This window comes from Arthrobacter alpinus (assembly GCF_001294625.1).
In the GTDB taxonomy this organism is placed as follows: domain Bacteria; phylum Actinomycetota; class Actinomycetes; order Actinomycetales; family Micrococcaceae; genus Specibacter; species Specibacter alpinus_A.
In genome coordinates this window covers 2,670,684-2,682,423 of record NZ_CP012677.1, presented here as the reverse complement: position 1 = coordinate 2,682,423, position 11,740 = coordinate 2,670,684, and the positions used below count along the sequence as shown (strand labels likewise).

Below are 11,740 nucleotides of genomic sequence, written 5' to 3'. Positions count from 1 at the left end.
GCATGGCTAAACTAGGCGAAAGGGCCGGCGCTTGAACGGTGCTCCCTGCCAATTACCTTTTGTCGACAAACCCCTGGAGTTCGAGCATGCGCCTGCAGCGAATTGCCGCCGTTTTCGGTGTGGCTGCCGTGCTTCTCTCCGGCGCCACCGCGTGTACCCGCACGCCAATTGTCGCCATTCCCAGTGTCTCGCAGACCGCCGGAGACACCCCGCTGAGGGTGGGAACCCCGGCTGTTCCCGACGGCGGGGTCCCCTTGGAGGGGGAACTGCTGGCGAACGTTTATGCCGCAGCCTTGAACGCGGCGGGCCTTAGCGCGGTGGTGACACCTGAGGACGCCGCAGATCCCACCCTGCTCAGCCAGCTGGAGAGCGGCGCGGTGGACATCATGCCCGGCTACTCCAGCACGTTCTTGGAGGGGCTGACGCCGGCCTCCCCCGCGGCGTCCTCCACCACGTCGGCCACGTCGTCAACCACCATGTCGTCGGCTGCGAAGGAGCCCGTCAGCGGCTCCCAGGTCTTGGACGCCTTGAAGAAAGCACTCCCGCCCTATGTTTCGATGGCCAATGCCACCAGCGCGGAGGATGATGACAGCATTGTTGTCACCACCGTCACGGCGGAAAAATACCAGCTGAAAACCATCGCAGACCTCGCGAAGGTCTGTGACAAGCTCGTGTTCGGCGGGTCTGCGGAGTTCCGCACCAAAGACCGGGGGCTGTCAGTACTGGCCAGCGACTACAACTGCGTCCCGCAAAGTTATGAGGAGTTGGCGAGCACCAAGTCCGAGCTGCTGCTCGCCCTGCTCCGCGCGGATGTTCAGGTGGCTGACATCCACAGTTCCTCACCCGCCATTACCGACAACGCGCTGGTGGTCCTGGCGGACACCAAGCAGGTTTTCAGGCCGCAGACCGTGGTGCCCGTGCTGTCGAGCAAGAAAGTCTCCGATGACGTGACGGGGGTCATCAACAAGGTCAGTGCTGCATTGAACAATGACGCACTGACCAACCTGAACCGCTTGTCCATGGACAGCCACTTCGGTTCCATGTCCGAGGTAGCCACCGCATGGCTGGTGGAAGTCGGCCTGGTCAAGGCCACTTCTTAGCCATTGGCACGGCGCCCGCCGGCGTCGATCCGGCATGCACGGGCATCGGTGTGCGATATTTGGTAAATGGCAGATTTCAAGCAGTCAACCAAGCTTCACAATGTTCTCTACGACATTCGCGGACCCTTACTGCAAAGGGCGCAGCAAATGGAATCCGAAGGCCACCGGATCATGAAATTAAACATTGGCAATCCGGCTCCATTCGGGTTTGAAGCACCAGACGCGATCTTGGTGGACATGATTCGCCATCTGCCACATGCGCAGGGCTACACGGACTCGCGGGGCATCTTTTCGGCGAGGACCGCCGTCGTGCAGTACTACCAGACGCGCGGCATCCACAACATCCACGTCGACGACGTCTACCTGGGCAACGGCGTCAGCGAGCTCATCACGCTCTCGCTCATGGCGCTGCTGAACACCGGCGATGAGGTGTTGGTGCCCACGCCCGACTACCCGCTGTGGACGGCCTCCGTCAGCCTGGCCGGCGGGCGCCCCGTGCACTACCTCTGCGATGAGGACAACGAGTGGTGGCCGGACCTGGAGGACCTGGAGGCGAAGATCACCCCGCGGACCAAGGGCCTGGTCATCATCAACCCGAACAACCCCACGGGCGCTGTCTATCCGCGCCACATGGTGCAGGCCATGGTGGATCTGGCTCGCAAACACGATCTGGTGGTGTTCTCGGATGAGATTTATGAGAAAATCCTGTACGACGACGCCGAGCACATCAACACCGCCATCATCGCCGGTGAAGACGTGTTGTGCATGACGTTTAGCGGGCTGTCCAAGGCTTACCGGATTTGTGGTTACAGGTCCGGCTGGCTGGCGATTTCCGGTCCCAAGGCTCGGGCCGCCGACTATCTTGAGGGCATCAACCTGCTGGCCAACATGCGCCTGTGCGCCAACGCCCCAGGCCAGCACGCCATCCAGACGGCGCTAGGCGGGCACCAGAGCATTGAGGACCTGATCCTGCCCGGTGGGCGGCTGCGCGAGCAACGCGATACCGCCTACCGCCTGCTCAATGAGATCCCAGGTGTCTCGGTCAATCAGGCTAGGGGAGCGCTGTACCTGTTCCCGAAGCTGGATCCGGAGGTGTACCCGATCAAGAGCGATGAACAATTTGCTCTGGACCTGTTGGAGCAGCAAAAGATCCTGATCTCGCACGGCACAGCCTTCAACTGGGTTCGCCCGGACCATTTCCGTTTGGTCACTTTGCCCAATGTCAAGGATCTGGAAGAGGCCGTCGGGCGGATTGCGGAGTTTCTGAGCACGTACAAACCCTAAGGAAAGGCTCCACCGTGTCATTGCCTCTCGGTTTTAGCGAATACCCCTCACGACTACTCAAGGCCCGAGCAGGGTTTAACCTTGCCAGTGCGCCCACCAACGCTGCTCCGGGTTTTGACGGCAAGAAGGACGACGGCGTGGCGGCACTGGCAGCGCGGGCGCCGGTTTTGGCGCGGCTTCAGGAGCAACTCTTCGCGGAGAGCCGGTTTGGTGGGAAAAAGTCAGTCCTGCTGGTTCTGCAGGCCATGGACACGGCAGGCAAGGGCGGGATAGTGGCCCGGGTGGCGGGGGCCGTGGATCCGCAAGGTGTGAAGCTCAAAACGTTCAAGGCGCCCACGGATGAGGAAAAGGCCCACGACTTTTTGTGGCGTGTGCGCCCGGCCGCACCGGACCCTGGCATGTTGGGTGTCTTTGACCGGTCCCATTACGAGGATGTGCTGATCCACCGCGTCCACGGCTGGGCCGATGAAGCGGAACTGGAACGCCGGTACGCAGCCATCAACGACTTTGAGGCTGAGTTGGCAGCGGCGGGGACCACCGTGGTGAAGGTGATGCTGAACCTAGGCAAGGACGAGCAGCTCCAGCGGCTGTCGGCACGGCTGCACGATCCCACCAAGTACTGGAAGTACAGTCCCACCGACCTTGACGAGCGGGTGTTTTGGTCCGCCTACATGGACGCCTACCAGAAGGTGTTTGAGCGCACCAGCACGCCGGCGGCGCCCTGGCACGTGGTCCCGGCCGACAAGAAGTGGTACGCCCGGATGGCCGTCCAGGAGATCCTCATTGACGCCCTTGGCGGGCTGAACCTGCAATGGCCCACGGGCGACTACGACCTTACGCACGAGCGGACCAGGCTCACGGACGCCTGACGCCCCCCGGGGTCGAGCCTGTCGACGCCTAGTTTATCGGTGGTCGAGCTTGTCGAGACCGAGCACGTCTTCACAGGCTGGTTCACTGACGCCGCTCTTAGTCCTCCGTGGTAGCGCGGGCTGCGGCAAGACGGGCTTTGGCGCCTTCAAGCCATTCCTCACACTTCTTGGCCAGGGCTTCGCCGCGCTCCCACAGGGCTAGGGAGTCCTCAAGGCTGGAGGAGCCGGCCTCGAGCTGGTTGACGACGGCCACCAGCTGTTCGCGGGCCTGCTCGTAGCTCAGCGTTGCAACATCTTCATTGGGTGTGGCGGTGGTCACGGGAATCCTTACTTGGAGGTGGATGGTGAGGCGTTTGCCACGGCGGTGAAATCGCCACCGGCAACCCGGATTTTCAAGCGCGTACCGCCAGTTGCCTGGGCCGGCTGGCGCACAATGCTGCGGTCTTCAAGCTGCACGACGGCGTAGCCTCGATCGAGCGTTTTCTGCGGCGACAATGCTCGCACCTGGGCACGCAGGTGGCCCAGTTGGTCGATGTGGCGGCTGACTTGGGTACGGACGGCCGTCTGGGCCCGCCCACGGAGCCTCACTACGTCGTCGTACCTTGCCGTGAGCCCGGCCTCCGGATTTGCCAGGGCAGGCCGGGAACGCAGCTGGGCAAGACGGTCTCCTTCGCGCTCCAGCAGCTGGTCGATACGCCGGTTGAGCTGAATGCGTGCCTGATCCACGCGGCGCAGCTCCTCACTCACATCGGGCACAATGCGCTTGGCGGCGTCGGTTGGTGTGGAGGCGCGGAGATCTGCCACCTCATCGAGCAGTGGCCGGTCCGCCTCGTGGCCAATAGCGCTGACGACCGGAGTGTTGGCAGCTGAGACGGCACGAATCAAAGACTCGTGGCTGAACGGCAACAGGTCTTCCAAGGAACCGCCGCCGCGGGCGATGACGATGACGTCGATGCGCGGGTCCGCGTCAAGTTCCTGCAAGGCGCCAATAACGGCCGACACGGCGTTGACTCCTTGGACGGCCACCTCGCGGACCTCAAATTCCACAGCAGGCCAGCGCAGCGCCGCGTTGCGTAGCACGTCTTTCATGGCGTCCGAGTTGCGGCCCGTGATGAGCCCGATCCTGTGCGGCAGCAGCGGCAATTTCTTCTTGCGGGCAGGGTCAAAGAGGCCTTCGGCGGCCAGGGCGCGTCGCAGGGCCTCTATCCGGGCCAGCAAATCACCCAATCCGACGGGGCGGATGTCCTTGCCCTGCATCGACAGGCGGCCGGTCTTCATCCAAAAATCAGGCTTGAGCTGGGCAACCACGCGTGCGCCCCGTTCCAGCGGAGTGGCAAGTTGGCCCAGCACCGAACCCCACACGGTCACGCTGAGGGACACCTCGGCATCCATGTCACGGATGGTCAGGTAGCTGACATTGGCCCGGGTATTGAGCTCGATGATCTGGCCCTCAACCCATGCCGGCGGTGCCTTTTCAATATGGGCCTTGAGCTTTTGGCTCAGCAATTGCAACGGCCATGGGTTCTCCGGACTGGTCTCGGCTGCCGTGACGGGAATGATCTTCTGCTCGGGAGCATCCTGCATGGGCACTTCTCACCGTCCTTGTTTGCTGAATAACTACTTGGAACTACTCTAACTTTGCGAACCGACAATCACGTCCAGTCATCCACAGGCGCACTCGCCGGGCTCGGGGTCTCATGCCCTAAAGTGGAACTTCACCACTTACGCCATCTTGCTTTCGTAACTTGGCACCAAGCAAAGGAAATGCACGTGCGCTCAGCGGGCTCAGCGGTACTCGTCATAGTTGCGTTATTGCTAGCTGCTGTTGCCGGGCCGTCCATTTGGATGCAACGGAACGTCGTTGACGAGGCCGGTTTCGTGCAGTTGGCGGGACCGCTGGGCGCGAACAAGGAATTTCAAGACGGCCTTGCAAACGTTGTGGCGACACAGTCCGCCGCCCAGCTGGCGCTGCCGCCACAACTGCAAAACCTGGCTGCCGAGCTGATCGCCACCGTGGCCCGGTCGCTGTCATCCCAACATGGCTACGCGGATGCGTGGGCCGAAACCCTGCGCCGCAGCCACGCCCTGACGTTCGCGCCAACTGCGGATCAAAACATCGCGGGTGAACTGAACCTGGACATTGCCCCTTTGGTGGGGCTCGTGGCGAATAACGTCTCGGCAGACGTCGGCGTGAAGCTGCCCGTTCCCTCCGAGGTGCTGATCAGCGTGGACCAGCCTGCCGTGGCCAAGACCCTGCCGCTGGTGAGCGCGGTGGCCGGCGCGGGAGTCTGGTTCATGGTCTTCGCCGTCGCCCTTTTCGCGCTGGCGGTTGTGGTGGCCCGGTACAAGGCCCGGACTGTCGTGCTGGCTGGACTCGGACTGGCACTGGTGGTTCTTGCCTGGCTGCTCGGTTCCAACTGGGTGGCCGGCCGGTTCGTGGACATCAGTCCCGCCAACGACGTCGCAGCTCAATTTGGTAGCCAATTGGGTGAACTGGTCAAGGAGAGCTGGCAGTGGGGAATCGCCGCGGGCTTCATCGTTGCCGGGTGCCTGGTGGTTGTAGGTGTCCTAGCTCGCATGGTTCGGCGCACGCCCACCGCGTAGGATGGGGGCATGAGCACCACTGCCATTTCCTTTCCCATGCCAGCCATTCCCCGACGACGCCGGTCGCCCGAAGAGGTGGCTGCGGCCGCCTCGGTAGCCGGCCCGAAGAGGGTCTTGCTGGCTGCCCCGCGCGGGTACTGCGCCGGTGTTGACAGGGCTGTCATTGCCGTAGAAAAGGCTTTGGAGCACCATGGAGCCCCGGTCTACGTGCGCAAGCAAATTGTGCATAACGTTCACGTCGTTTCCTCCCTTGAAGCCAAGGGTGCCATTTTTGTGGAGGAGAATGAGGAAGTCCCGTCGGGCGCCTTGGTGGTTTTCTCAGCGCACGGCGTTTCACCGGCTGTTATCCAATCCGCGCACGACCGCGGCCTGCGCACTATTGACGCCACCTGCCCGCTGGTGACCAAGGTCCACAAGGAAGCCGTCCGGTTCGCCAATGACGACTTCGAGATCCTGCTCATCGGCCACGTAGGCCATGAAGAAGTTGAAGGCACCTATGGGGAGGCGCCCGAGAGCATCACGATCGTCAACAACCCGGACGAAGCACGCACCGTCAAGGTCTCCGATCCCGACCGCCTGATCTGGCTATCCCAGACCACCTTGTCGGTCGATGAGACCATGGAGATCGTTGAAATCCTGCGCGAGCGCTTCCCCAAGCTGCAGGATCCGCCCAGCGACGACATCTGCTACGCCACCACCAACCGCCAGACGGCCATCAAGGAGATCGCCCCGCAGGCGGAACTTGTCATTGTGGTGGGCTCCTCCAACTCCTCCAACTCCGTGCGCCTGGTCGAGGTGGCCCTGGAGTACGGTGCCAAGGCCTCCTATCGTGTGGACTTCGCCAATGAAATTGACGAGACCTGGTTTGAGGGCGTGGCCAGTGTTGGGGTGACCAGTGGCGCCTCGGTGCCGGAGATCTTGGTCCAGGACGTGCTGCACCTGCTGGCCGATTACGGCTACGGCAGTGTTGAAGAAGTGGTCACGGCCAAGGAAGACATCCTGTTCTCCCTGCCCAAGGAACTCCGCGCCACCATGAAGGCCGCCGGCGACCCCGATTACAAGGGTGTCAAGAGCTCCAACCTGCGCTAAAGCCTGTACGGGTGGTGCGGTCAGCTTGCGGCGCCGAATTCGCTGGAAGGGTTGTTGAATTCCGGGGCCGTGAGTATGCGGGGCGTGGATTCCACTTGGGCGGGGGAGTCAAGTGTCTTCGGGTCAAAGGCGTTCAGCTTGCGCGCCGTTGGCAGGACACGTCCTTCCAGTGTTCCCACGAGTTTGTTGTACCGGTCAACTGAGGACTTCAACGACGCACCAACATTGGAGACGGCCTCGCCCATGACGCCGAGCCTTGTGTAGAGCTGGGCCGAAAGGTCAAAGAGCTCTTTGGCGCTTTCCGTCAGCACGTCTTGCCGCCAGCTGAACGCTACCGACTTCAAAATGGCCAGCAGTGAAATGGGGGAGGCAAGCACCACATTCTTCGTCATGGAATAGTCCAGCAATCCGGGGTCGGAGGTCAATGCCGCGGACAGGATCGACTCCACGGGGACGAAGCAGATCACCAGCTCGGGTGAATTGTGCGCCGACGTCCAGTACTTCTTGGCTGCGAGTGCATCGACGTGCGCCCGGACCGCCTTGGCGTGGCGGGCCAGATGTTCACTGGCCTCCGCGCCCGATGAACTATCGGCGTCGTGGGCTTGCAGGTATGAGGCCAGCGGGACCTTCGCGTCCAGCACTAGTTCCTTGCCACCGGGCAGCCGGACCACCATGTCGGGGCGGTGTGCCCCGTCAACGGTGGCAATGTGTACCTGCTCGTCAAAGTCCACGTGGGCGAGCATGCCCGCAGCTTCCACCACCCGGCGCAACTGCACCTCGCCCCACTTGCCCCGAACGCTATTCGAGCGCAGCGCGGAGGCGAGGGACGTGGTGGTGGCCAGCAGCTTTGCGTCGGCATCCTTCGCGACACGCAATTGCTCGGCCAGCTGTCCGTACTGCTCCACCCGGTCCCGCTCTAGGAGGGTCACCTGGCGCTGGACGGCATTGAGCTTCTCCGAGACCGGCCCCAAAGCCTGCAACACGGTGGAATCCGAGCCCTGCTGTGCCGAGAGCGCACGGTTCTGATTGAACAAGAGTCTGCGTTCGGCGTCGGCCGCGGCAAAACTGGCGTTTAACTCACCCAAGCGCTGGCGGGCTTCGCTCGCCTCCGCCTCGGCCCCCCTCAGGCGTCCCCGCAGGAACCATGCCACTACTGCTGCGCCCACCAGCAGCCCCACCAACAACATCAATACCGCCACAAGCCATCCAATTCCAGTCATGACACCACCTTGCCATCAGGCTCTGACAAAGTTCGATTCTGCGGCGGACGGGGTCGCCACCGCGGCCCAGTTTCACCGCAAGCGGCGAAATTGGTACCCTGCCGGTAAGCTTGTCTCGTGGCTCTAACTATTGGCATCGTCGGACTGCCCAACGTCGGCAAATCAACCCTTTTCAACGCACTGACCCGCAACAACGTGCTCGCAGCGAACTACCCGTTCGCCACGATCGAGCCCAATGTTGGCATGGTCAGCCTGCCCGATCCTCGTCTGGCAAAGCTCGCCGAGGTCTTCGGCTCGGCCCGCCTGTTGCCGGCCACCGTGACTTTCGTGGACATTGCAGGCATCGTCAAGGGCGCCTCGGAAGGTGAAGGCCTGGGGAACAAGTTCCTGGCCACCATACGCGAGGCCGAGGCCATCGCCCAGGTCATCCGCGTCTTTGATGACCCCGATGTGATTCATGTTGACGGCAAGGTTGACCCGCGCTCGGACATGGACACCATCAATACCGAGCTGATCCTGGCCGATATGCAGACGGTTGAAAAGGCCATTCCGCGCATTGAAAAGGCCGTCAAGCTCAAGCAGAAGGACGCTGCCGAGCTCAACGCCATCCTGTCCGCCCAAAAGGTACTGGAGCGCGGCGATACCATCTTCTCCTCCGTCAAGAGCGACAAGCTGGAGGTGGAGTACCTCAAGGAACTGAGTCTACTGACCGCCAAGCCCTTCATCTACGTGTTCAACGTGGACGACGCCGTGCTGAACAGCCCTGAGCGTCAGGCCGAGCTGCGTGAACTCGTGGCCCCCGCCGACGCCATCTTCCTGGACGCCAAGCTCGAAGCAGACCTGGCCGAGCTTGACGAGGAAGAAGCCCGCGAAATGCTGGAAATGAACGGGCAGGATGAATCCGGTTTGGACCAGCTGGCCCGCGTCGGCTTCCACACCCTGGGCCTGCAGACGTACCTGACCGCTGGCCCTAAGGAAACACGCGCCTGGACTATCCGCCAGGGCGACACCGCACCCCAGGCTGCCGGCGTCATCCACTCGGACTTCCAGCGCGGCTTCATCAAGGCCGAGGTAGTCCACTTTGAGGACCTCATGGAGGCCGGTTCCATGCACGAGGCGAAGGCCAAGGGCAAGGTTCGCATTGAAGGCAAGGAATACGTTATGCACGACGGCGATGTGGTGGAGTTCCGTTTCAACGTTTAAATCGTTGATTTCTCGCGCTTTCTGAGGATCAAAATCACACGTTTCAACTGTGCTATAGGCGTCTGTGTTATTCCTTGATCAGGCCCAGTCAACAATGCTGAGCGCTCAGTGAGTAGTCAACGAGCGTTCGAGAGTAGGGGGCTCCATCGCAGGGGTGGCAGGGCCATGCCTTCGATGTTGCCGACGTTGTAGTGGTCGAGTTGGGCGTGGACGGCTCCTTTGTCGCGTCGACTCTCGCGCCGCAGGCGCTTGTGGGCCGTGGACGGTCATGGCGGTATTTTCGTCCGCCTCGCGACGTGGCGGAGATCCGCTGCAACGCACAATTTGGGACGCGATCGGGGTACGCCTTGGGTCCCGCACTCCATTTGGGTGGCTACAGAAAACGGATCAGATCGTATGTTAGTGACGATTCTTCGTTGATTTCTGGCGTATGCTTTGGTTCGTTCTTAGCCGTCTGGTCGTGGCATTCTTGAAGAACTTCGGTTGCGAGGACGATGACGGGCAGGGAACCACAGTGAAGCCCGATGACGGCGGACATAACCATTTCGAACGCCCCAGTGAACTGCTCTCGAACACGCTGGCAGGGACGATGGCCACGCTCCGGACCAAGGGTGGCCGTATCAGCCGCGCGTTGTTGCACCCCGTCCGCTCGGTGCCACTGGCATTTCTGGCGGTCGTCATCGTTGGGGCTGCTGTGCTGATGCTTCCGGCCTCCCGCAATGGCGGTGGCGTCGAGGGCATGATGCCGGCGCTCTTCACCGCGGTTTCAGCGGTCTGTGTCACCGGTCTGGCCACGGTCGACACCGCCTCGTATTGGACACCCATGGGCCAAGCAGTGATTCTGGGACTCATCCAAGTCGGTGGCTTCGGCATCATGTCCCTGGCAACCCTGCTCGCGCTACTGGTACGCAGGAGCATTGGTCTGCGAGGCCAGCTCGTAGCCCAGTCCGAAACCCACACTCTGAACTTCGGCGACGTCCGCTCCGTGCTGTTTCGGGTAGCCAAGATCATGGCCATCTTCGAAGCTCTCACCGCAACCGTGCTGACCATCCGTTTCCGAATCGCCTACGACGACACCCTGGGAACTGCCCTCTGGCATGGAGTCTTCCACGCGGTCTCGGCATTCAACAATGCCGGCTTCGCCCTCTACAGCGACAGCCTTATCGGATTCGCCCAGGATCCCTGGATCATCATCCCCCTCTGCGTAGCCGTGATCGCTGGCGGGCTCGGCTTCCCCGTTCTCATTACCCTCCTCAAGGACGGAGTCAAAGTCAGGACCTGGAACATCCATCTACGCATGACGGTCTACGGAACCCTCCTGCTACTGGTCCTGGGGTTCGTGCTTTTCGCCGCCTTTGAATGGGACCGGGAGCAAACTCTGGGGCCATTGAGCGTCGGCGGAAAGTTCCTGGCTTCCCTGGCGGGTAGTGTTTTCCCGCGCACAGTCGGATTCAACAGCATCGACTACGGTGCGGCGACGCCCGAGACGCTGATGATCACCAACATTCTCATGTTCATCGGAGGAGGCAGCGCCGGTACAGCCGGCGGCATCAAGATCACCACCTTCCTCGTCCTGGCATTCGCGATCTGGAATGAGATCAGGGGCCGTGACGAAGTCACGATCGCCCACCGCGCCATCAGCTCCTCCGTGCAACGCCAAGCACTCACCGTCGCCTTGCTCGGAGTCGCGGCAGTAACCACCGGAACGGTTCTGCTCCTCATGTTCACCAACTTCAGTCTCGAACAAGTACTTTTTGAATCAACGTCCGCCTTCGCCACCGTGGGGGTGAGCACCGGAATCACCGGTAAACTGCCAGTCAATGCCCAATGGGTGCTGATGGCGCTCATGTTCACCGGCCGAATAGGGACAATCACAGTAGCCTCAGCTCTAGCACTCTCCTCGAAACCCAAACTCTTCAAACTGCCCCAGGAAAGACCCATCATCGGCTAACTCCGAGAACGGGACACCGCCACCTTAGAAACAATCTAAGTGGCGTGTGACTCGTGAAATATTCGGCGGCTATTCGGCCCGTGACCCTCAGAACGTAGGACGCGTTCTTCTCTAGGGCCCGGTACTCCTGAAGGTGTCATACAGGGCCAGTTGGCTAACCAGGTCCTGCTAGAGCTGTCCTGAAGTGACAGATAAGGGGTTTTGTCCGAGTTACTCGGTGTCCGTGAGCGTCTGTTGATGTCGGTGCAGGGTGGCCCGGGCTTCCTGGACAATAGCGGGCTTGTCGGTAATCATGGGGTCGCTGCAGAAAACGGATTTTATTGCGTCGTAAGGAAGAGGAGTTCGGTGCTTCTGCGGCATGGTGGTGAGATCGTATGGTCAGCCGTTTCGGGTGCGCAGTATCCTGAGTTTCCCGGGTTT

Annotated in this window: 10 protein-coding genes; 7 read left to right on the top strand and 3 right to left on the bottom strand. The window is 61.5% G+C overall.

Annotated features, from left to right (window positions below; all coding sequences use genetic code 11):
- Window positions 1-86 precede the first annotated feature (86 nt).
- From AOC05_RS12090 to AOC05_RS12080, 3 genes are all read left to right on the top strand, one after another.
- A complete protein-coding gene (locus tag AOC05_RS12090) occupies window positions 87-1,100 on the top strand; it encodes a glycine betaine ABC transporter substrate-binding protein (protein ID WP_062007431.1) in 1,014 nt (337 codons plus the stop codon).
- 66 nt (window positions 1,101-1,166) lie between these two features.
- Entirely contained in the window at window positions 1,167-2,384 is a 1,218-nt protein-coding gene (locus AOC05_RS12085; RefSeq protein WP_062007430.1) for a pyridoxal phosphate-dependent aminotransferase, read from the top strand.
- Between the two features lie 14 nt (window positions 2,385-2,398).
- Window positions 2,399-3,253, top strand: coding sequence for a PPK2 family polyphosphate kinase (locus AOC05_RS12080; protein WP_062007429.1), 855 nt, complete (start codon window positions 2,399-2,401; stop codon window positions 3,251-3,253).
- A gap of 97 nt (window positions 3,254-3,350) precedes the next feature.
- On the opposite strand, the gene AOC05_RS12075 is transcribed toward AOC05_RS12080, so the two are convergent.
- Together AOC05_RS12075 and xseA are read right to left on the bottom strand one after the other, a co-directional pair.
- Complete coding sequence (locus AOC05_RS12075; RefSeq protein ID WP_062007428.1) at window positions 3,351-3,572, bottom strand: exodeoxyribonuclease VII small subunit; 222 nt, start codon at window positions 3,570-3,572, stop codon at window positions 3,351-3,353.
- A gap of 8 nt (window positions 3,573-3,580) precedes the next feature.
- Window positions 3,581-4,837: an exodeoxyribonuclease VII large subunit gene (xseA, locus tag AOC05_RS12070; RefSeq protein ID WP_062009729.1), complete on the bottom strand. Its 1,257-nt coding sequence runs from the start codon at window positions 4,835-4,837 to the stop codon at window positions 3,581-3,583.
- 186 nt (window positions 4,838-5,023) lie between these two features.
- Here xseA and AOC05_RS12065 point away from each other — a divergent pair, with 186 nt between their 5' ends.
- Together AOC05_RS12065 and AOC05_RS12060 are read left to right on the top strand one after the other, a co-directional pair.
- Entirely contained in the window at window positions 5,024-5,857 is an 834-nt protein-coding gene (locus AOC05_RS12065; protein ID WP_157374978.1) for a hypothetical protein, read from the top strand.
- A 9-nt stretch (window positions 5,858-5,866) separates the two neighbouring features.
- On the top strand, window positions 5,867-6,946 hold the full coding sequence (locus AOC05_RS12060) for a 4-hydroxy-3-methylbut-2-enyl diphosphate reductase (RefSeq protein ID WP_062007426.1): 1,080 nt from the start codon (window positions 5,867-5,869) through the stop codon (window positions 6,944-6,946).
- A 20-nt stretch (window positions 6,947-6,966) separates the two neighbouring features.
- Here AOC05_RS12060 and rmuC read toward each other — a convergent pair whose 3' ends face one another.
- Complete coding sequence (gene rmuC / locus AOC05_RS12055) at window positions 6,967-8,166, bottom strand: DNA recombination protein RmuC (protein WP_062007425.1); 1,200 nt, start codon at window positions 8,164-8,166, stop codon at window positions 6,967-6,969.
- 117 nt (window positions 8,167-8,283) lie between these two features.
- On the opposite strand from rmuC, the gene ychF reads away from it, so the two are divergent.
- Together ychF and AOC05_RS12045 are read left to right on the top strand one after the other, a co-directional pair.
- Complete coding sequence (gene ychF / locus AOC05_RS12050) at window positions 8,284-9,369, top strand: redox-regulated ATPase YchF (protein ID WP_062007424.1); 1,086 nt, start codon at window positions 8,284-8,286, stop codon at window positions 9,367-9,369.
- Window positions 9,370-9,958: 589 nt separating this feature from the next.
- A complete protein-coding gene (locus tag AOC05_RS12045) occupies window positions 9,959-11,320 on the top strand; it encodes a TrkH family potassium uptake protein (RefSeq protein ID WP_062009727.1) in 1,362 nt (453 codons plus the stop codon).
- Window positions 11,321-11,740 lie beyond the last annotated feature (420 nt).